The sequence below is a fragment of the Arthrobacter sp. C2 genome (genome assembly GCA_024207135.1).
Lineage (GTDB): Bacteria > Actinomycetota > Actinomycetes > Actinomycetales > Micrococcaceae > Paeniglutamicibacter.
The window spans coordinates 672,412-692,260 of sequence record CP042428.1 but is presented as its reverse complement, the minus strand read 5'-3'; the positions used below and the strand labels follow the sequence as shown (position 1 = coordinate 692,260).

18 protein-coding genes are annotated in these 19,849 nt (G+C 69.2%); 1 reads left to right on the top strand and 17 read right to left on the bottom strand.

Translation table 11 applies throughout. The annotated features are described in order from the left end of the window. Positions 1–133: 133 nt before the first annotated feature. The 15 genes from nusB to FPY90_RS03150 all read right to left on the bottom strand — a co-directional run bounded on the left by nusB (position 134) and on the right by FPY90_RS03150 (position 17,273). Positions 134–544: a transcription antitermination factor NusB gene (gene nusB, locus FPY90_RS03220; RefSeq protein ID WP_071215092.1), complete on the bottom strand. Its 411-nt coding sequence runs from the start codon at positions 542–544 to the stop codon at positions 134–136. Continuing rightward, positions 544–1,104, bottom strand: coding sequence for an elongation factor P (efp, locus tag FPY90_RS03215; protein ID WP_071215093.1), 561 nt, complete (start codon positions 1,102–1,104; stop codon positions 544–546). Before efp ends, nusB begins: the two co-directional genes overlap by 1 nt. A 215-nt stretch (positions 1,105–1,319) precedes the next feature. Further along, positions 1,320–1,922, bottom strand: coding sequence for a tetratricopeptide repeat protein (locus FPY90_RS03210; RefSeq protein ID WP_071215094.1), 603 nt, complete (start codon positions 1,920–1,922; stop codon positions 1,320–1,322). Then, positions 1,919–3,010, bottom strand: a complete 1,092-nt coding sequence (gene aroB / locus FPY90_RS03205; RefSeq protein WP_071215095.1) for a 3-dehydroquinate synthase — start codon at positions 3,008–3,010, stop codon at positions 1,919–1,921. Before aroB ends, FPY90_RS03210 begins: the two co-directional genes overlap by 4 nt. A gap of 196 nt (positions 3,011–3,206) precedes the next feature. After that, positions 3,207–3,758: a shikimate kinase gene (locus FPY90_RS03200; RefSeq protein ID WP_498683772.1), complete on the bottom strand. Its 552-nt coding sequence runs from the start codon at positions 3,756–3,758 to the stop codon at positions 3,207–3,209. Then, the gene (gene aroC / locus FPY90_RS03195; RefSeq protein WP_071215097.1) at positions 3,755–4,957 is read right to left on the bottom strand and encodes a chorismate synthase; all 1,203 of its coding nucleotides are present in this window, start codon (positions 4,955–4,957) and stop codon (positions 3,755–3,757) included. The genes FPY90_RS03200 and aroC overlap by 4 nt, the downstream gene beginning before the upstream one ends. 32 nt (positions 4,958–4,989) lie before the next feature. Further along, positions 4,990–5,913, bottom strand: a complete 924-nt coding sequence (locus FPY90_RS03190) for a shikimate dehydrogenase family protein (RefSeq protein ID WP_071215197.1) — start codon at positions 5,911–5,913, stop codon at positions 4,990–4,992. After that, positions 5,910–8,135, bottom strand: a complete 2,226-nt coding sequence (gene mltG, locus FPY90_RS03185; protein ID WP_498683770.1) for an endolytic transglycosylase MltG — start codon at positions 8,133–8,135, stop codon at positions 5,910–5,912. The genes FPY90_RS03190 and mltG overlap by 4 nt, the downstream gene beginning before the upstream one ends. Positions 8,136–8,307: 172 nt before the next feature. Beyond that, positions 8,308–8,832: a Holliday junction resolvase RuvX gene (gene ruvX, locus FPY90_RS03180; protein ID WP_286135380.1), complete on the bottom strand. Its 525-nt coding sequence runs from the start codon at positions 8,830–8,832 to the stop codon at positions 8,308–8,310. A gap of 5 nt (positions 8,833–8,837) precedes the next feature. Next, the gene (gene alaS / locus FPY90_RS03175; protein ID WP_498683769.1) at positions 8,838–11,519 is read right to left on the bottom strand and encodes an alanine--tRNA ligase; all 2,682 of its coding nucleotides are present in this window, start codon (positions 11,517–11,519) and stop codon (positions 8,838–8,840) included. Positions 11,520–11,665: 146 nt separating this feature from the next. Further along, positions 11,666–11,899 (bottom strand): hypothetical protein, encoded by a 234-nt coding sequence (locus tag FPY90_RS03170; RefSeq protein WP_498683767.1) that lies wholly within the window; start codon positions 11,897–11,899, stop codon positions 11,666–11,668. Positions 11,900–12,029: 130 nt separating this feature from the next. Then, a complete protein-coding gene (locus FPY90_RS03165; RefSeq protein WP_498683765.1) occupies positions 12,030–12,401 on the bottom strand; it encodes a DUF948 domain-containing protein in 372 nt (123 codons plus the stop codon). Positions 12,402–12,559: 158 nt separating this feature from the next. After that, complete coding sequence (rpsD, locus tag FPY90_RS03160) at positions 12,560–13,186, bottom strand: 30S ribosomal protein S4 (protein WP_071215103.1); 627 nt, start codon at positions 13,184–13,186, stop codon at positions 12,560–12,562. A gap of 242 nt (positions 13,187–13,428) precedes the next feature. Next, positions 13,429–15,069: a replication-associated recombination protein A gene (locus FPY90_RS03155; RefSeq protein WP_498683762.1), complete on the bottom strand. Its 1,641-nt coding sequence runs from the start codon at positions 15,067–15,069 to the stop codon at positions 13,429–13,431. 290 nt (positions 15,070–15,359) lie between these two features. Next, the gene (locus FPY90_RS03150; RefSeq protein WP_498683761.1) at positions 15,360–17,273 is read right to left on the bottom strand and encodes an HNH endonuclease signature motif containing protein; all 1,914 of its coding nucleotides are present in this window, start codon (positions 17,271–17,273) and stop codon (positions 15,360–15,362) included. A gap of 217 nt (positions 17,274–17,490) precedes the next feature. Between FPY90_RS03150 and dtd the strand changes: the two genes are divergently transcribed. Further along, a complete protein-coding gene (gene dtd, locus FPY90_RS03145) occupies positions 17,491–17,931 on the top strand; it encodes a D-aminoacyl-tRNA deacylase (RefSeq protein ID WP_071215105.1) in 441 nt (146 codons plus the stop codon). A gap of 28 nt (positions 17,932–17,959) precedes the next feature. On the opposite strand, the gene FPY90_RS03140 is transcribed toward dtd, so the two are convergent. Beyond that, positions 17,960–19,072, bottom strand: a complete 1,113-nt coding sequence (locus FPY90_RS03140) for a hypothetical protein (RefSeq protein ID WP_498683758.1) — start codon at positions 19,070–19,072, stop codon at positions 17,960–17,962. Positions 19,073–19,133: 61 nt separating this feature from the next. Continuing rightward, positions 19,134–19,460 carry a PadR family transcriptional regulator gene (locus tag FPY90_RS03135; protein ID WP_498683757.1) on the bottom strand — a complete coding sequence of 109 codons (327 nt, stop codon included), beginning with the start codon at positions 19,458–19,460 and terminating at the stop codon, positions 19,134–19,136. Between the last annotated feature and the right edge of the window lie 389 nt (positions 19,461–19,849).

The window sequence follows — 19,849 nt, the reverse complement described above, 5'->3', positions numbered from 1 at the left end:
GCCACGGGGAGAAGAGAAAAGCGCCCTGCCGGGCCGGCCGCGGGCGCGTTCGGCGGTTAACGCACCGCGGCCGGCGGGAGCCCGAAAAGTGCGGGTTCCCGCCGGCCGGCGGAGAGGTGCGATGCGCGGGCCGCTAGGCCAGCAGCGTCGGCTTCATCTGCTGGATGCGTCCGAGCAGTCCGTTGACGAATTCCGGGGACTCGTCGGTGGACAGCTCGCGGACCAGCGAGACCGCCTCGGCGACGGCAACGCCGTCGGGAACGTCGTCGTTGAACAACAGCTCCCAGGCGCCGATGCGCAGCGCGGTGCGGTCCACCGTGGGCATGCGCTCCAGGGTCCAGCCCTTGGAGTAGGAGGAGAGGATCTCGTCGATCCGATCCAGCTCGCCCATGACGCCCTCGATGAGGGTCACGGTGTATTCGTTGATGGTGATGTCCGTGGCTTCACGGCGCAAACGCATGGCCGCCAGCGGCGAGACATCGCGTTGTTCGGCTTCAAAAAGGATGTCAAGTGCCCGGCGGCGGGCCTTGGCGCGGGCGCTCACTAGGAGACACGCCCCAGGTAATCGCCGGTGCGGGTGTCGACCTTGACCTTGGTGTTCTGCTCGACGAACAGCGGCACCTGGATCTCCTTGCCGGTTTCCAGCGTGGCCGGCTTGGTGCCCGCCGAGGAGCGGTCGCCCTGCAGGCCCGGCTCGGTGTAGGTGATTTCCAGGACAACCGACGGGGGCAGCTCGACGTACAGCGGGGAGCCCTCGTGCATGGCGATGGTGGCGTTCTGGCTTTCGAGCATGTAGCCGGCGGCGTCTCCCACGGTGGCACCGGCGACGGTGATCTGGTCGTAGTCGCTCAGGTCCATGAACACGAAGTCTTCGCCGTCCTGGTACAGGTACTGGTAGTCGCGGCGGTCAACGGTGGCGGTCTCGATCTTGGCGCCGGCGTTGTAGGTCTTCTCCAGGACGCGCCCGGTGATGACGTTGCGCATCTTGGTGCGCACGAATGCGCCGCCCTTGCCGGGCTTGACGTGCTGGAAATCGATGATGGTCCAGAGCTGGCCCTCGATCTTGAGGACCTGTCCGTTCTTGATGTCGGTGGTTGATGCCACGATCTACTCTTCTTCCGTATGTCGCCGCCGGCTCGCCCGGCGCGGAGTCGCGTCGGCGGGCCCCAGCCGCCGCAAAGCGGCAACCCCGGGCGTGTTGTCAAAAATCCAAGATTCAGTTTAGCGCACCGGGGCGGTTGCCCGGGTAACACCCGATGGTGATCTGCCGGACGTCGGCGCCCGGCCGGCGCACCTGGGGTGCTCCGGCGGGGCCGGTGCTACGGCGCGGGGTGCTGGTGGGCCGGCTGAGCGGTCCCGGTTCCGGTGTGCTCGAGCACCGAGGCCAGGCAGGCGCGCGAGGATTCGACCAGGTGGGTGTCGGCCCCCGCGGCGGTGCGCAGGTCAAGGGCCTTGCGGAAGCGGTTGGCCGCGGCCAGCAGGTCCCCGGATTCCACGTAGGCGAAGCCCAGGTGCTGCTGCAGGATGGCCTCGTGCTCGGTGTCCTTGAACTCGGTCAGCAGCGCGCGCAGGCGGTTGATGGCCCGCGGCGCGTCGCCCGCGGCACGGGTCAGCGAGGTGTCGAGCACGCGCATGGCGAAGTCCTGCGGGTCGCTCAGGCGGGTCTCGGCGACCAGTTCGCTAGCGGCGCGCAGCTCGCCCTTGGCCAGCAGCACCACGACCTGCCAGGCGGCGGAGCCGGTGCGCAGGGTTTCCTCGGCCAGGGCCGCGTCGGAAATCTCGTGGCGCATCAGCGACGGGTTCAAGCGCACCCCGGGGATGCCCGATTCGATGTTTTGGCGCGGGGCGCTGTCCAGTCCCCCGACGGGTACCTGCAGCAGTGCCTGGGTGTGGGTCAGGTCCCAATCCGGTGCGGTGATCATTGTGCAATCTCCTGGTAGGCGGCGAACAAGAGGGAAGTGTCGGGCACCTCGAGCATGCGCGGGCTGCCGACCCCGTCGAGCACCACGAAGCGCAACAGGTCGCCGCGGGTCTTCTTGTCCCGGCGCATCCCGTCGAGCAGGGCCTGCCAGCGGTCCCCGCGGTAGGTGGTGGGCAGTCCCAGGGACGTCAGGATGGCCAGGTGGCGGTCGGCGACCGCATCCGAGGTGCGTCCCACGCTGCGGCCCAGCTCGGCGGCGAAGGCCATGCCGATGGACACCGCGGCGCCGTGGCGCATCGAGTAGCGCTCGACCAGCTCGATGGCGTGGGCCAGGGTGTGCCCGTAGTTCAGGTATTCGCGTTCGCCGGATTCGCGCAGGTCGGACGAGACGACCTTGGCCTTGACGGCGATGGCGCGCTCGATCAGCTCGCGCAGGCGGGCGGAGGTGGCGTCGGTGGCGTCGGCAGGGTCTTCCTCGATGAGCTCGAGGATGCGCTCGTCGGCGATGAAGCCGCACTTCACGACCTCGGCCAAGCCGGTGACCAGCTCGTTCTTCGGCAGCGTGGACAGCGTGTCCAGGTCCACCAGCACCCCGGCCGGCGGGTGGAAGGCGCCGACGAGGTTCTTGCCCTCGGCGGTGTTGATGCCGGTCTTGCCGCCCACGGCGGCGTCGACCATGCCCAGCAGCGAGGTGGGGATGTGGATGACCTTGGTGCCGCGCAGCCAGGTGGCGGCGACGAAGCCGGCCAGGTCGGTTACGGCCCCGCCGCCCACGGCCACGATGGCATCCGAGCGGGTGAAGTCGTTTTTGCCCAGCACCTGCCAGCAGAAGGAAGCGACCTCGATGTGCTTGCCTTCTTCGGCATCGGGGATCTCGGCGACCATCGCGGCGTAGCCGGCGGCCTCGAGGTCGGCCTTGACGATGTCGCCGGTGGCGCGCAGCGCCCGCGGGTGGATGATCAGCACCTTCTTGACGCGCTGGCCCAGCAAGCCGGGCAGTCGCCCAAGCAGGCCGTTGCCGACGATCACCTGGTAGTTCTCGGCAGGAGCCGATCCGGTGACGTTGATCGTCGTGGGTGCGGGGTTCATCGTTGGATCCTCCATGTGCTGCGTGGCGCGCCGGGCCCCCTGCACCGACCGGGGTCGGTGCGGTTGGGGGCTTGGGCGCGTGGGTGAATACGCGTCAACCGATTCTTCGCCGGTGACCAATTAGCCGTGCAGTGGGCGCGTGGATGCGCCCGTTGCTTGGCTTAAGCCTACGCGTTTGGGTGTCCGAGTTGGGGTTTCAGTGTCCGGCATCACGGTATGCGGTGAGGATCGCCTCGGCGATTTGTGCCGCGGTCCTCCCCCGGGTGTCGATGCACAGCGTCGCTGTCGCCTCGTAGAGTTCGCTGCGTTCGGCGAAGATCCGGCTCCACGATTCCAGCGGGGTGGCGCCGAGCAGCGGACGGGTGGTGTCGGCGCCGATGCGCGGGCCGACGGTGGCCGCATCGGTGAGCAGGTACACCGAGAAGCCCGTGGCGATCAGCTCCCGGTTCCCGGGCGCGAGCACCGAGCCTCCCCCGGTGGCCACGACCGCCGGGGCGCAGGGCCCGGCCGGGTCGGCACCGGGCGCCACCTTGGCGTGGGGGCGCACGGCCTCGGCCAGCGCCTGGGACTCGAAGCGGCGGAATCCCGCCTCGCCGTGGGCGGCGAAGATCTCGGGGATCGTGCCGTGGGCCGCCACGACGCGGGCGTCGGTGTCGATCAGGGTGGTTCCCAGCAGGCGCGCCAGGATCGCCCCGACCGCGCTCTTGCCGCTGGCCATCGGCCCGATCAGGAAGATCGGCGTGCTCATGGGGTGCGGACCGACCCCAGGTTCTGCGGGATGGCCCCGAGGTAGTTTTCCACGTTGCGCTTGACCTCTGCGATCGAGTCGCCGCCGAACTTCTCCAGCATGGCCTGGGCCAGCACCAGGGCGACCATGGCCTCGGCGACGACGCCGGCGGCCGGGACCGCACAGACGTCCGAGCGCTGGTGGTGCGCGGTGGTTTCCTCACCGGTGGCGGTGTCGATGGTGCGCAGGGCGCGCGGGACGGTGGCGATCGGCTTCATGGCCGCGCGCACGCGCAGCACGTCCCCGATGCTCATGCCGCCCTCGATGCCGCCGGCCTTGTTGCCGGAGCGGTCGATGACGCCGTCCTCGCCGCGGACGATCTCGTCGTGGGCGGCGGAGCCGCGGCGCGAGGCGGTGAGGAAGCCGTCTCCCACCTCCACGCCCTTGATGGCCTGGATGCCCATCAGCGCACCGGCCAGGCGCGCGTCGAGGCGGCGGTCCCAGTGCACGTAGGAACCCAAGCCCGGGGGCAGGTTGTAGGCCAGCACCTCGACGATGCCGCCGAGGGTCTCGCCCTCCTTGTGGGCGGCGTCGACCTCGGCGACCATGGCCTCGGAGGTCTCCGAATCGAAGCAGCGCAGCGGGTCGGCGTCCAGCGCGCGCACGTCGGCGGCGCGCGGCAGCGGCGAATGCTCCGGGGAGGAGACGGTGCCGACCGACACGGTGTGGGAGACCAGCTGTACGCCGAGCTGGGCCAGGAAGTTTGCGGCCACCGAGCCCAGGGCGACGCGGGCGGCGGTTTCGCGGGCGGAGGCGCGCTCCAGGACCGGGCGGGCGTCGTCGAACCCGTATTTCTGCATGCCGGTGAAGTCCGCATGCCCGGGGCGCGGGCGGGTCAGCGGCGCGTTGCGCGCCATCGATGCCAGTTCCTCGGGGTCCACCTCGTCGGGGTTCATGACCTTTTCCCACTTGGGCCACTCGGTGTTGCCGACCTCGATGGCCACCGGGCCGCCCTGGGTGAGTCCGTGGCGGACACCGCCGATGAAGGACACCGCATCCTGCTCGAACTTCATCCGGGCACCGCGGCCATAGCCGAGGCGGCGGCGTGCCAGGGCATCGCGCACGTCCTGTGAAGAGATGGCAATGCCCGCGGGCAGTCCCTCGATAATTCCAACCAATGCGGGGCCGTGTGATTCGCCCGCCGTCAACCAACGCAACATGCACTCCATCTTGCCATGTCCCGGGGCCGTGATCAGGGCCGGGAGAGCCCCACTGCGTCGCACATCACATTTGTGACGTGCTCCCAGTCCGCATGCTGGACACCGGAAAAGAGCTTGACCTGCTCCACTCCCTGGTAGAGCAGCATCGAGAGCCCGGAGACCACGGTGCCGCCGGCGCGTTCCCAGGCGGTGGCAAGCACCGAGGGCCAGGGGTCGTAGGCGACATCCAGCAGCACGGCGCCGGGAGCCAGCATGCCGGGCGCCGCGAGGCCGGGGTCCGGGCTGTGTTCCGGGTCCAGGCCCAGGGGGGCCACCAGCCCGTCGGCGGCGTGCGCCGGTAGCGTGGAGATGACCGCCTGGTAGTGCGCCAGCCGCTGACCGGCGACGGTGCTGTCGATCGCCTCGCAGTCCAGTCCCAGGGTTTGGGCCAGGTCCAGGGCGGCGACGGCGCGCAGCGGTTTGCGCACCACGAGGTCCACCTGGGTGAGCCCGAGCTCGGCGCAGGACTCCAGCGCGGCCAGCGCCGTGTTCCCGGCACCCAGGATCGCGGCGCGGCGACCGGGAGCAGGCGTGTCGCCGGGGCGGCGCGCGGGGAGCACCCCGGCCATCGCCCCCACGATCCCGTCGACGTCGGTGTTGTGCCCGTAGAGGTGAACGGCCCCGTCACGGTGCTGGACCACCACGGTGTTCAGTGCCCCGAGCCGCTGCACGCGCTCGGAAAGCTCGTCGAGGTGCGGGATCAGCGCGTCCTTCAGCGGCATGGTCACCGAGACCCCGACCCAGCCCGGTTCGGTGCGCAGCCGCCGGGCGAAGGCCTCGGCCTGCCCGGGGAGGGTGTCGATCGCGGTGTAGGCGATGTCCACGCCCAGGGCGCGGTAGGCGCTCGAGTGCAGCAGCGGGGAACGTGAATGGGAGATCGGGTGGCCGAGCACCGCCGCGCGGCGCGCCGCGGTCACTTGCACACGTCCGTGTTCGCGGCGCACCAGGAACGGAATTCGTTCTGGTACACGCGGTGTTCGGCGTAGGTCCTGGCGAACTTCGTTTCACCGGTGTTGGTGTTCACGGTGACCCAGTAGTAGTAGTCGTTGGGCGTCGGGTTGGCCGCGGCCTTGATGGCCGGGTCCCCCGGGGAACCGATGGGGGTCGGCGGCAGCCCCTTGTGCACGTAGGTGTTGTAGGGGTTTCCCGCGTCTACCTTCTCCGCCCCGCTGATCTGCAGGGTGTAGCGGTCCAGCCCGTAGATGACGGCCGAGTCGACTTGCAGCAGGCCGTTGGTCTCGGTGTTGCTCGGGTGCAGGCGGTTTTCCAGTGCCCCTGCCACGGTGGCGTAGTCGTTCTGGCGGGCCTCGGCCTGCAGGATCGAGGCGACCTTGAGCACGTGGTACTGCTGCTTCGGGTCGGTGACGCCGTTGGCCTTCAGTGTCTTGGCGGTGGCATCGACCATGGCCTTGAGCACCGTCTTGGCGTCGGCATCCAGCGGGAAGCGGTATTCGCCCGGGTGCAGGTAGCCCTCGAGGTTGCTGGCCCCGGACTTGATGCCGAAGGCCTGGGGGTCCTCGGACAGGGCTTGGAGGTCCTCGAGCTTCAGGCCGGTGGACGTGGAGATTTCCTCGAGCACGCCGGCCAGGCGGGTGTTCTGCTTGATGGCCACGTAGGAGACCTTGGCGGCGGGCTCGCCGATCAGGATCGAGGCGGCATCCAGAGCGGGCATCTGTTGGCGCAGGTCGTAGGTTCCGGGGTGGATCTCGCGGTTTTCGGTGTCCACCAGCTGGATGGCTTCGAGGAAGAGCTTGTCGCTGGCGACGATGTCCCGGTTTTCCAGTTCGCGCCCGATTTGCTTCGGGCCCCAGCCGGGCTTGACGTCAAAGGAAACGGCCGCGCCGCCAGGAGCCGGGTAGTCCGCAGGGTTCAGGCGTTCCATGAGTCCCTGCAGGAAGAGAACGACGCCGAAGATGACGGCGCAGAAGCCCAGCAGCACCACGAGCACGATCCAGTTGCGCCGGCGGCGGCGGGTCTTGCGCGCCTTCGGGTCTGCCTCCATGGTGGTCAGGAACAAGTTTTCGCGTTCCAGCGATTCGTCGGCTGCCGCCGGATAAGCGGTGGTGCCGTCGTAGTGACCCGCGGCCAGGAATCCGGCCTCGGGCTGCCCAAGGTCCGGGTGCCCCGCGTCGTAGTGGCCGGCATCTTGGTATCCGGCTTGGTGGGGATCGATGGCATGTTGATCCGTGTCGGCATTTTCCATGCCGGGTCCCGCGGCGTAGGCCTCGGGGTGGGCGCCGGGGTCCTCGTGGGCCTCCGGCCGCGCGTGGACCCCTGCACCGTGGGCATCCGGGAACTGCAGGTGTTCGGGGTCGGGGGCCGGGTAGGCGGAACCGGCCGCGGCGGCCTGGTCCGGGCGCGTTTCCCGGGTCTGCTGCTTCTGCACGGCCGGCAGCAAGGTCGGAGGGACGGCCGGGTGGGCTGGAGGCCCCTGGGCGCCGGGAGTCGACAGGGCCTGCGCCTGGGTTGCCGCCGGATCCGCTGCTCCAGGGGTGGCGCCGGTGCGGTGCCGCGACGCGTCCTGGTCGAACGGTGCGGCGGCCGGGACTACGGGTTGTCCGGTGGACTGCGCGGCGTGCGATGAATCGGGGGTCATGGCGCTTCGGGCCGCGGCGGACCTGTCACGCAACGGCGCGGCGTTGGCCCGCAGCGTTTGGCGCACGCGCTCGGCGGCGGCGCGCTGTGCCTCGATGGCTTCCTTGCGTGCCCGCTGCGCGCTTTGGGTCCGCGCCTTTTGTGCGGCATCCAGCGCTGTGGCGCGTTCCGCGGCGGCGGTCCGCGCGCGTTCCTCCGCAAGAACCTGTGCAGCGGCGGCGGCCCTTGCGGCTTCTTCGCCGGCTGCGGTTGCGGCAGGCAACTCCAGGCCGTGTTCCGTCGGCGTGGCGTCGTCCGGGGCCCGATGCCCCGAGGCGGGCGCAGCGTGATGGTGCGCCGTGCCGTGGCGTTCGGGCAGGGCTTCACCGGCAGGGTTGTTGCCGGTGGCGGTTGCCGCCGCGGGGTCGGGGGACGGATCCCCCGTGCCCGGTGCCTGGGCCGTGGCGCGTTCGCGCTCGGCGTTTTCGCGCGCGGCGCGGGCGGCACGCCGGGGTGAAGTCCCGGGTTCGTGGCGCGGAGAATCGTTGGACGATTCGTGTGTCATGCGGTTTTCTCCCTTGCCCGCAGGCAACGTAGTAGCCGAGGGGCGACGCAGGCCCGTGTCTTCAGCCGAATGAGATGTTATGCGATCGTAACCCAAAGCGGGGCCGCCGGGCACCACCCCGGGGGCAGCGCGGCGTGCGCTCCCCGGTTCGGCGCTGGCGGTTTGTCCCGGTTCAGCTGCCATCGCCCGGCCCTAAGGTTCGGCCGTCGGCAAGCTGCCCGGGCGAGTGCTGCCCGTTGCGGCGCATTTCAAGCACTTGCTGGAGAATCTCCACGGCGGCGACCTGGTCGACCACCGCCCGGTGCTTGCGCCCGTCCAGACCGGCTTCGTGCAGGGCACGGTGCGCGCTGACGGTGGTCAGTCGCTCGTCGACCAGCCTGACTTCCGCCCCCACATGGGCACGGGTCAGGGCGTTAGCCAAGTCTCGTGCATAATCGCGGGCCATTGTCGTGGAGGCGGTCTCCCCGCCGGACATCGACCGTGGCAGCCCGACAAAGATCTGGGCGACCTCACGCTCGGCGGCCAGCTTGACCAGCACCGAAATGTCGCTGGACTTCTTCAGGTCGCGCTTGAGCGTCTTGACCGGGGTGGCCAGCACCCCGTTGCGGTCGGACGCCGCGACGCCGACGCGGGCCATGCCCACGTCGACGCCCAGCAGCACACCGGCTACCCCGGAAGGTGCGCTTTCGCCTGGCACCGAGGTTATGACAGCTCCCGGATCGAGCGGACCATGGCTTCCAGGGCCTCGGCGGTCTTGGAAACGTCCTGGCCGCCGCCCTGTGCCACATCGTCCTTGCCGCCGCCGCCGCCGCCGAGGATCTTCGCGGCGGTGCGCACCAGCGCCCCGGCCTTCGCGCCCTTGGCGCGGGCCTCGTCGTTGGTGGCCACCAGCACCAGCGGGCGTCCGTTGGACGCACCGGTGAGGGCAACGGTGGATGCCTCCGAGCCGAGGCGGTCGCGCAGGTCCAGGGCCAGGGTGCGCAGCGCTTCGGCCGAGGGGACCTCGCCGACATCCTGGGCCAGGACCTTAATGCCGTTGACCGTGGCGGACTTTGCCGCCAGGGCGCCGGCCTGGGCGGCCAGTTGGGCCCCGCGCAGCTTCTCGATTTCCTTTTCGGCGTGGCGCAGCTTCGCGACCGTGTCGGAAATGCGTTCGTTCAGCTGTGCGGCCGGGACCTTGAACATGGCCGAGAGATCCGAAACCAGTGCGCGCTCTGCCGCCCCGTGGCGGAAGGCCTCCATGCCGACCAGAGCCTCCACGCGGCGGTTGCCCGAGCCCACGGAGGCTTCGCCCAGCAGGGTCAGCGAGCCGATCAGTGCGGTGTTGGCCACGTGGGTGCCGCCGCAAAGCTCGCGGCTCCAGGCGTCGTTGATCTCCACCATGCGCACGGTGTTGCCGTACTTCTCGCCGAACAGGCTCATGGCGCCGGCGGCGCGGGCCTCGGCCAGCGGCATGACGTTGGTGCGCACCTGGTGGTTGTTGCGGATGGCCAGGTTCACGACCTCTTCGATCTCGTTGCGGGCCGCGGCCGACAGGGCCTCGGACCAGGAGAAGTCGAAGCGCAGGTAGCCGGCCTTGTTGAAGGAGCCGGACTGCAGGGCATCGGGGCCCAGGATCTCGTGCAGCGCCGCGTGGACCAGGTGGGTGGCGGAGTGCGCCTGTTCCCCGGAGTGGCGGCGGGTGCGGTCGACCTCGGCCAGCACCGAGGCGCCGGCGGGCAGTTCGCCCTCGCGCACGATGACCTGGTGGACGTTCAGCCCGCGGATCGGGGCCTGGACGTCCAGGACCTCGAGCACGAAGCCGTCGCCGGTGATCAGTCCCACGTCTCCGGCCTGTCCGCCGGCCTCGGCGTAGAACGGCGTCTCGTTGAGGACCAGTTCGATCTGCTGGCCCTGTTCGGCAACCTCGACCAAGGAGCCGTCGCGCACGATGCCGCGCACGGTGGATTCGCTGGTGAGTTCCTCGTAGCCGGTGAAGATGACGTCGCCGCGCTCATGCAGCTGGGTGAAGACGGTCAGGTCCGCATGTCCGGCCTTCTTGGCCTTGGCGTCCTTCTGCGCGCGGGTGCGCTGCTCGTTCATCAGCTCGCGGAACCTGGTTTCGTCGACGGCCAGGCCTGCCTCGGCGGCGATTTCCAGGGTGAGGTCGATCGGGAAGCCGAAGGTGTCGTGCAACGCGAAGGCATCCTCGCCGGAGAGCGAGCCGCCCTTGGACTTGGAGGCCTTCAGCGCCTCCTCCAGGCGGGTGGTGCCCGAGGCGATGGTGCGCAGGAAGGCGCGCTCCTCGGCGTAGGCGATGCGGGCGATGCGCTCGAAGTCGGTTTCGACGATCGGGTAGACGCCCTTCATGGCGTCGCGGGAGGCCGGCAGCAGCTCGGGGAGCACCGCGGTTTCCACGCCCATCAGGCGCATGGCGCGCACGGCGCGGCGGATCAGGCGGCGCAGCACATAGCCGCGGCCCTCGTTGCCCGGGGAGACGCCGTCGGAGATCAGCATCAGCGAGGAGCGGATGTGGTCCGCGACCATGCGCATGCGCACGTCGTCCGCGTGGTTCGGGTCCTTCGGGTCCTCGGTGGAGGTGTAGGCCTTGCCCGCCAGCTCCGCGGCCTTGTCGAGCACGGGACGGACCTGGTCGGTCTCGTACATGTTCTCGACGCCCTGCAGGATCATGGCCAGGCGCTCGAGGCCCAGTCCGGTGTCGATGTTCTTCTTGGGCAGTTCGCCCAGGATCTCGAAGCTGTCCTTGCCGGTGCCCTCGCCGCGCTGGTACTGCATGAACACGAGGTTCCAGATTTCGATGTACCGGGTGTCGTCGGCCTCCGGGCCGCCCTCGATGCCGTACTCGGGTCCGCGGTCGTAGAAGATCTCCGAGCAGGGGCCGGCCGGGCCGGGCTGGCCGGTGGACCAGTAGTTGTCCTCCATGCCCATCTTCTGGATGCGGTTCTCCGGGATGCCGATCTTGTCGCGCCAGATCTCCAGTGCCTCGGTGTCCTCGTGGAAGACGGTGATCCACAGCTTTTCCGGGTCCAGGCCGTAGCCGCCGTCCTCAAGGGAACTGGTCAGCAGCTCCCAGGCGTAGGAGATGGCGCCTTCCTTGAAGTAGTCGCCGAAGGAGAAGTTTCCGGCCATCTGGAAGAAGGTGCCGTGGCGCACGGTCTTGCCGACCTCTTCGATGTCGCCGGTGCGGATGCACTTCTGGACGGAGGTGGCGCGGCTGTACGGCGGTTCTTCGCGTGCGGTCAGGTACGGAATGAACGGCACCATGCCGGCGACGGTGAACAGCAACGACGGGTCGGAGGAGACCAACGAGGCGCTGGGAACCGCGGTGTGGCCCTTCGACTCAAAGTAGTCGACCCACCGGCGTGCAATTTCCTGCGATTTCATCGTTCCTCTTCGATCCCTTCGAGCTTACGGGCGCTGTGCTTGGATGTGGCTTCCAGTTCCGGTTCCCCCGAGGCCGGTTGGCCGGGGAACGGCGTGCTGCCGGGTTCCGCCATCGTGGCGGTCACCGGAGTGCCACGTCAATAAGTTTAGTGGTGGCTTGCGCCGGTTGTTTCATCCAGGCCCAGGGCCTGGCGCAATTCAGTTTCACGTTCGTTCATGCCGGTGCGGAAGGCCTCGGCCACTTCGTGCAGCGAATCGCTGATGCGGCCCACGGTGCGGTTCAGTCCGTCGGCGCTGGCAAGGTCCCTGGCTTCGGAAAGCTTGCGGGCGGCCAGCACTCCGACGCCGATACCGATGCCGACCCAGAATAGTTTCTTCATCTGCGGTTTCCTCGTTTCGTGGATGGTGGATCGTGCGCTGCACGGCAACTGCCGGTTGCCGGCAGCCTCCGCTCCCCCGACGGGACCGGGTGGTTGCGGGGCAACAAGCCCGGTGCTGCCTCGGTGCCGGTCAGCGCGAGCGTCGGCCCTTGCCGGTCGGCTTGGTGCCAAGGGCCGAGCGGACCCCTGCGGAGAAGGCCGCGACCTTGATCAGGGGACGGCCGACGGTGGCCGCGGCCAACGAGGACAGCGCGCTGATGTTGGCAGACGCGTCGGAGACCTGCGAGGTGATGCCATCGACCTTGCGCAGCTGGTCATTGGTGGTGGCCACGGTGTTGGTGACCTCGGACAGCAACGGGGTGGTGCCGTCGGACACTTCCCGCACGGCTCCGCGCAGCTCGTCGAACACCTTTCCGAGCTTCCAGATGGGGATGGCCAGCAAGGCCACCAGTACGGCGAAGACGCCTGCCGCAATGAGTCCGGCGATATCCGACCCTGTCATGTGCTTTTCCTCTACCGTTGGTGACGTGTGCTTTTCCACCTTACCGAATGGTTGGCTGTAGCACGGAACCGAAACGTCTTGGATAACACGAAGCCCGCGGCGCGGGGCCACGGGCTTCGTGTTGCAAACTGCATTCGCTGGGTGTGAACCCGGTGAATTTAGCGTGCGTAGTACTCGACGACGAGGTTCTCTTCGCAGGTTACGGGAACCTCGGAGCGCTTCGGCTTGCGGACGAGCTTGGCCTGGAGGGCTTCAAGCTTGACGTCCAGGTAGGCCGGAACGGCGGGGAGAACATCGCGGTGGGCGCCTGCAGCGGCGATCTGGAACGGGCCCATCTTCTCGCTACGCTCGTGAACGTGGATCAGCTGACCCTCAGACACGCGGAACGAGGGACGGTCCACGCGCTGGCCGTTGACCATGATGTGGCGGTGCACAACAAGCTGGCGGGCCTGGGCGATGGTGCGGGCGAAGCCTGCACGCAGAACCAGGGCATCCAGACGCATTTCCAGGAGGGCAACCAGGTTTTCACCGGTCTGGCCCGGAGTGCGCTTGGCTTCCTCGAAGGCACGGGTCATCTGTGCTTCGCGGATGCCGTACTGGGCGCGCAAACGCTGCTTTTCGCGCAGACGCACTGCGTAGTCGCTGTCCTGCTTCTTGCGGGCACGGCCGTGCTGGCCGGGACCGTACGGACGACGCTCCATGTACTTTTCAGCTTTGGGGGTCAGGGCAAGGCCGAGGGCTCGCGAGAGGCGAACCTTGCGGCGGGCACGAGTGTTGTTAGCCACGAGTGTCCTTATCTTTTGTGAGCGGTTGTCATTGGGTCTGGCCTCCATGATGGAGAGTTGTGGGAAACCGCATCCCTAGTCACTACAACTGCCGCGGTGCGCACCGTCCGGGACCGGGGTTCCGGGTGGTTTGCGGTTGGGCAGCTTGCCAGCCAAGGATCAATCCTACCACCGTGGACAAACCCAAAGTGCACCCCGGGTGGCGGTCTGCCCTGTGGGATGCGTCGTCTTCGCGCGTCGGATTACGTGCGTCGGCGGTCCTTGGCGCGGATGATGCCGCGGATGCGTTCGACGCGTTCGCCGATCCCGCGTTCGGCCCCGTTGGCGGTGGGCTTGTAGTAGTCCACTCCCAGCAGGTCGTCCGGCGCGTACTGCTGGGTGGCGACCGAGTGCGGCGCATCGTGCGAATAGATGTAGCCCTTGCCGTGGCCCAGCTGCTGGGCGCCGGCGTAGTGGGCGTCGCGCAGATGCTTGGGCACGCCCCTGCCCCGGCCTGCCCGGACGTCGGCCACCGCGGCGTTGATGGCGTTGTAGGCCGCGTTGGATTTGGGTGCGGTGGCCAGGTGCACCACGGCGTGTCCCAGGATGAGCCGGGCCTCGGGCATCCCGATCAGCTGCACCGCCTGGGCGGCTGCCACGGCGGTTTGCAGTGCGGTGGGATCGGCCATGCCGATGTCTTCGGAGGCACTGATCATGATGCGCCGGGCGATGAAGCGCGGGTCTTCCCCGGCCTCCAGCATCTTGGCGAGGTAGTGCAGCGCGGCGTCCACGTCGGAACCGCGGACCGACTTGATGAAGGCGCTGATGATGTCGTAGTGCTGGTCCCCGGCCTTGTCGTAGCGCTGGACCGCGGCATCCATGGCGCGCTCGGTGTGCTCGATGGTGATGACGATCTGCCCCTCCGGGGTCAGCGCACCGGTGTCATCGGCGTCGCCATGGGCGGCAGCGGTGTCTTGGGTTGCGTCGGCGTCAGGGGTTGCCTCGGCGGGTGGGGCTCCGTCGGCGGGATCGGCGGGTTCGCGGTCCGCGGCCTCCTCGTCGGGCCGGGCCGCGGGTGGAACCGGGGCCGGCGTGTCGACAGTGTCCGCGTCCGGGAGCTCCGCGGTGTTATCCGAGCGGACGGCCTGCAGCAACTTGGCGCGCTTGGCGAGTAGTCCGTGGGCCTCGGCGGCGCTCCAGGCCACGCCTGCCGCAGCCTCCAAGGCCGTCAGTGCGCGGCGGGCATCTCCCCCGGCCATGCGCACGAGGTGGTCGAGTGCTCCCGGGTCCAGGACCAGCTCGTCGTTGAACCCGCGCACGTCGGCAAGGGCCCGGGTGATGAGCGCGGCGATGTCTCCTTCTTCCAGGGGACGCAGGGTCAGCAGCAGGGAACGGGAGAGCAATGGGGAAACGACGGAGAAGGACGGGTTTTCCGTGGTGGCGGCGACCAGCACGACCCAGCGGTTTTCCACCCCGGGCAGCAGCGCGTCCTGCTGCGCCTTGTTGAACCGGTGGATCTCGTCGAGGAAGAGCACGGTGGTGAAGCCACGCAGGTCGCGGTCCTCGAGTGCCTGGTCCATGACGCGGCGGACGTCCTTGACGCCGGCGGTGATGGCGCTGAGCTCGACGAAGCGGCGGCCCGGGGATCGGGCGATCACGTGCGCGATGGTCGTTTTTCCGGTGCCCGGTGGGCCCCAGAGGATGATGCTGGAGGGCCCCGACGGGCCCGGCCCGTCGACGCCGGCCAGTTGCCGCAGGGGCGAACCCGCCTTCAGCAGGTGTTGCTGGCCGACGAGCTCCTCGACCGAGCGGGGGCGCATGCGCACGGCCAGGGGTGCGCGCGGCCGCACATGTTCTTCGTCGTTTTCCTCGTCGTCACCCAAGGCACTGAGCAGATCGTTCACTCCCCCAGCCTAGTTGAGCATCCGGGTGTCCGCTTCCGGCGTTGCCGACGAGGCGGTTTGCCGCTTCGCCGGGGCACCCGGTTACCCGGGCGGCGTGCCAGGGAGGGCGTGCGTCCGGGCGGTTCACCCGCGGGCCGGATCATCGGAGCGCGGCCGGGATGAAGGTGGCCCGGGTGCTGTCGTGGCGTCCCGCCGGTGTGGCATGGGGGCGGCCCCGCCGGCGGGAAGACAGCCCCCGGGAGCTTGGCGTGGAACGGTCGGCGCCTGTTCGCCGAGCTCAGCGCCCGGCGCTAATCGAAAAGTGGCGCCTGGTAGCCCGCGGTGCGAAGCTCGGGATGCCAGTACAGGTTTCGCTGCGGGGCGCCGCGCGGCTGGCCTGCAATTTCAACGACGTACGGCACGCCGTTGATCGAACGGAGCTTGATCAGCCCGGCATGCACTTGCAAATGATGGAATTCACAGAGCATCGCCGAATTGCCTACGCTGGTTGGTCCGCCCTCGCTCCAGGGAATCACGTGATGGCATTCGGACATGGACGCCGGATGCTTGCATCCCGGGATGATGCAGCCGCGGTCCCGGATGGCGATGGCCCGGCGCTGGGCCTTGGTGAAGCCGCGGATCTCGCGGCCCAGGTCCAGGACGGCGCCCTCGTCTCCCATGACCGCCGGCAGGATGTCGCCGTTGCAGGCGAGTCGCCTGACGTTGGCCGCGGAGATGGGGCGGTTGTGGTCGGTCAGTCCGGCGTCCTCGCATTGCCCGAGCAGACTGCGGTAGCCGATCAGCACACCGATCTTCACGCGCATCCCGCCGGATTCTGCGATGTCTGCCCCGTTCATGCCCCCTGCACAGGCGGCGATCAGCGCGTCGAGCAGTAGCTGGGGGTTGGTGCGTGGATCTTGGCTGGTGGGTTGCTCCGGGTCCCAGCGGTCGGGAGGCAGGCCGCAGGCGAACTCGCTGAGCGGAACCTGCGAGCCGCTGGCACCCGGCGGCCTGGCCCATTCCGGGGCGGGGACGCCGGCCGGGGAAAAGGTCGGCGTGCCGGAGGGTGAGGCATCCAGGGGCTCCGGCTGCAGGGCCTCGCCCGTGGTTCCTTCGCCCGTGGCGGCTGCGTTTGGGGCGACTTTCATTGCCGGGTCCGGGTTGGCGCCGGCCTGGGGCGGAACATCGTCGCCGGTGTCGGGACCCGGTGCGGCCGGACGTTGCCCCCGGTCGGCTTCGGGCAGGGGCTTGCCTGCCGGCTGTTGGCCGTCGATGGGCCAGGTCGGGCTGGTCGGCACGACCGGCAGGGTCGGGAACTCGCCGGCCGGAGGCCGAGGCGTGGTGGAAGCGGAGAACGGCGGGGACTTCGTCGAGCGTGGATTGGTCCACGCCTCGCAGTAGGAGAAGAGCACCTCCGAGTCCTCGGGATCGCAGCGCAACAGGTACTCGTCGCTGCCGTCGCGGAAACCGCGGTAGAACATCCCGCGCCGGGCGCGGATTTCCTCGTCGCTGATGGGTGTGCCGTTTTCGGCCAGGAAGCCGCCCCAGTCGCGCAGTGCCTGGCCGCACGTCTTCGGGTCGCCGGTCCTGGCCTCGTGGGCCAGGGAGTCCTCGATGGCGGTGTTCACGTTTTCGGCGTCGAGCCGCGTCTTGATGCGTGGCTGCATGGACTCCAGCTGTCCGGCCATGGAAGCGAGGTTGGCGACATCCGCGCTGCCGTCGGAGGCCGCCTGGGCCAGGATCGGGTAGCTGGGGGCCGGTGGTGCTTCGCCGGTGCCCGTGGGCGGGGCGACCAGGAGCTTGGATCCGTTGATGCGTCGGCGGGCTTCGCTGGTGGATATGTGCAGGTGGGCCTGCATGTAGGCCTGGGTGTTGCGGTGCGGGGCCATGCCCTGGCGCAGCTCCTCGGGTGGGATGCCCGCGGTTCCGTCGGCCAACGGGCCGGGCTGCGCGACAAGCTGGTCGATGTGCTGGGCGGTCACCGGGTCCAGCCGGTGGATCTCGGCCTCGCCGGCTCGCCGGGTGATGAGCAGTTGGGCGTAGGCGATGGTCCGGTGGCTGCGTTCGAGAAGGCCCATCATGGCCGCGGCCGCGGCGGCATCCAGCGGCGCCAGGGACAGTTGCCCGGTGGCGGCGGACAGGGCAAGAGCCGCGGCGGCCAGTTGCTGGCCGAGATCCGCGGTGCTCATCTGCCCCGTCCGGGGCGTGGATAGTGGTGTGCCCATGTCCACGAGTCTGCGCCCTGGGGGCTGCGCGCGCCTCCGATAGCGGCCAGATGTGAGGGGAAGCGGATGGTTGTCCCCCGGCGGTCCGTGAGTGGGTGGACGGGGACGCGAATCGGTAGAGTCGATACGTCCGCGCTCGTGCGGGCGACACATGGTGCCGCGACGGCGGGCCATGACGTGGAGAACCAGATGGACGTGAAGAAGCAAAGGTGGATGCGTGAAGGCAGTGTTGCAGGTGGTTTCCCGGGCCTCGGTCGAGGTGGAGGGCTCGGTCGTCGGGAAGATCGACGGCCCCGGACTGGTGGTGTTGCTGGGCGTGACCCACGGCGACACCCCTGCCCTGGCGGCGAAGCTGGCCGCGAAGGTCTGGCGGCTGCGGATGCTCGAGGGGGAGAAGTCCTGCGAGGACCTGGCCGCCCCGCTGCTGGTGGTCAGCCAGTTCACGCTCTACGGGGATGTGCGCAAGGGGCGCCGCCCGGGGTGGACGAATGCCGCGCCGGGCGCGGTGAGCGAGCCTCTGTACGAGGAGTTCATGGCGCAGCTGCGCGCGTTGGGTGCGCATGTGGAGTCGGGGGTGTTCGGGGCGATGATGGAGGTCTCGCTGGTGAATTCGGGGCCGTACACGCTGATCGTCGACACCGACGAGCTGCCGGGCTAGGTTTCTCCGGGCCCCCGCCGGCCATCGATCAGTCCTCGTCGTGGCCCGCCAGGGTGCGGGCATCGGCCCGGCGTTCGTCCTGGCGTTTGGTGGCCTCGGCGTTGATCCGGGCCGGGCGCCAGGAGAACACCACCATGACGGCCAGGCACAGCCACATCCCGGACTGGATGACCAGCCAGGCCGTGACCGGGCCCTCGAGGTAGGCGGCACCGATGGTGAAGCCGAAAAATGCCACGACCAGGCTGAATCCGGCACGGCGCAACAGGATTCCGCGCGTGGGGGCCGCGCGTTCGGCGGCGGCCAGTTGCGCGGCGAAAAGCTCGACGTTGCCGAATTCGGCGGCCGCGGTGCCGGTGCCTGAAAGCCTTCGATGGCTGCGGGCCTCGGCCAGGGCGCGGCCGGCGCGGGCCCTGGTGAAGAGGTAGCGTCCGCGCAGCAGGTTGGCCGCATGGGTGAAGTACCGTGCATCGTCCCAGTGCGTGTCATTGAGCAGCGCCCGCGGCCTTGCCTCGGGCAGTTTCACGGCCGCCAGCACCAAGGCGAGACCGACCGGGGCGATGGCCCAGTTTGGCGGGCCCGGCGCCTCGAAGCCGCCCAGGCCCGACATCAACGCGATCGTACCGGCAGCGCCTGCCAGGGTTGCGCCCCAGATGGCCAGCGGGGCATGAAGGTGTCCCCGGGTGCGCAGCACCCAGCCCCAGAAGCCGATTGCCACCAGCACGGTGAGCATCGGGAAGAGCAGCATGACCGGGCCGGCGAAGGTGTGTGCATTCCATCCGTCGGAGAACCCGATCCAGATGCCGAGCACCAGCAGCAACATGCCCAGGGTCGCGAGCATCACGGTGATGGCTCCCGAGGCGCTGTTGAAGGGCAGGGCGCCCTCCAGGATGTCGGAAGGCCGGCGCAGCCGCCTGCCGCCCGTGCGGCCGAACTCAATCGCCTCCCCGAAGAGTTCGGTCGGGCTTTGGCCGCTGGTGGCAACGCTTTCGCGCACCTGGGCCAGCGCCGGTGCGACGGCCTCGTCCGGCGCATTGGCGAAGATCATGGCTCCCGCCGCCAGTTCCGCCCAGTCCCGGTAGGCCTCGGGCCACAGCTCGACCTCCGCGCTCCACGCGGACTTCTTGCGGTTCTGGTTTCTCATGCCGGTGCTCCTGCCCTGGTGGTTCTTCCAACTTCCGTATCCATGTCCCCGTGGGTGCCGCTCATGCGCGCAGCACCGCATCCTGGAAAAAGGCCCACAGCTCGCGCTGGGATGCCAGGTGGCCGCGGCCGGTTCCGGTGAGCGTGTAGACCTTGCGCCCCGGCGCCCCGTCGCCGTCCTCCCAGGCGCTCTCCATGTACCCGGCGGCCTCGAGCTTGACCAGGGCCGGGTAGAGCGTGGCGCCCTTGATGGGCGAGAACCCCCGGGCCTCCAGGATCTGGCCGAGGGCGTAGCCGTGGTTGGGGCCCGCCTCCAGCGCGTCGAGCAGGCTCAGCGGGAGCAGCGCGCGTTGCCAGGTGCCGGGGAATTCCTTGCCGCCGCCTAGCATGGCCGCTCCCCCGCTCCCGGCAGTCTGCGCGGGCCCGGGCGGGGCGTCAGGTGGCCGCCGTGCGGCGGGTTTGGGGTCGTGATGTCGTGGCCTTCCTTGGAGGGTGCGTATCGTGGGTGACGCACGCCGTGAAAATCCGGACTAAGTCAAAAATCGATCTAGATTTAAAACAATAGCAAGGTTGTGCACATTTGGGGACGTTTTTCCACGACGTGTCTGCGGCCACCGCCACCCGCCCGAATCCCGTTGTCGCGCCCGACCTGCCGGCGGGGCCGCGCCCGGAACGGTTTGCGGCGGCAGGGTGGAGGCACCGCGGGTGCAGGGCTGCAGCATGGCGGCACCGGTGCGGGTTCCCCCTTCCCCACTCCCCCGGGCCGGGACCCGGGCGG

Excerpts from the sequence above, each read along its gene's own strand:
- FPY90_RS03210 (WP_071215094.1), bottom strand. The coding sequence starts at position 1,922 with ATGATCACCGCACCGGATTGGGACCTGACCCACACCCAGGCACTGCTG.
- aroB (WP_071215095.1), bottom strand. The coding sequence starts at position 3,010 with ATGAACCCCGCACCCACGACGATCAACGTCACCGGATCGGCTCCTGCC.
- FPY90_RS03200 (WP_498683772.1), bottom strand. The coding sequence starts at position 3,758 with ATGAGCACGCCGATCTTCCTGATCGGGCCGATGGCCAGCGGCAAGAGC.
- aroC (WP_071215097.1), bottom strand. The coding sequence starts at position 4,957 with ATGTTGCGTTGGTTGACGGCGGGCGAATCACACGGCCCCGCATTGGTT.
- mltG (WP_498683770.1), bottom strand. The coding sequence starts at position 8,135 with ATGACACACGAATCGTCCAACGATTCTCCGCGCCACGAACCCGGGACT.
- alaS (WP_498683769.1), bottom strand. The coding sequence starts at position 11,519 with ATGAAATCGCAGGAAATTGCACGCCGGTGGGTCGACTACTTTGAGTCG.
- FPY90_RS03170 (WP_498683767.1), bottom strand. The coding sequence starts at position 11,899 with ATGAAGAAACTATTCTGGGTCGGCATCGGTATCGGCGTCGGAGTGCTG.
- FPY90_RS03165 (WP_498683765.1), bottom strand. The coding sequence starts at position 12,401 with ATGACAGGGTCGGATATCGCCGGACTCATTGCGGCAGGCGTCTTCGCC.
- FPY90_RS03150 (WP_498683761.1), bottom strand. The coding sequence starts at position 17,273 with ATGGGCACACCACTATCCACGCCCCGGACGGGGCAGATGAGCACCGCG.
- FPY90_RS03140 (WP_498683758.1), bottom strand. The coding sequence starts at position 19,072 with ATGAGAAACCAGAACCGCAAGAAGTCCGCGTGGAGCGCGGAGGTCGAG.
- FPY90_RS03135 (WP_498683757.1), bottom strand. The coding sequence starts at position 19,460 with ATGCTAGGCGGCGGCAAGGAATTCCCCGGCACCTGGCAACGCGCGCTG.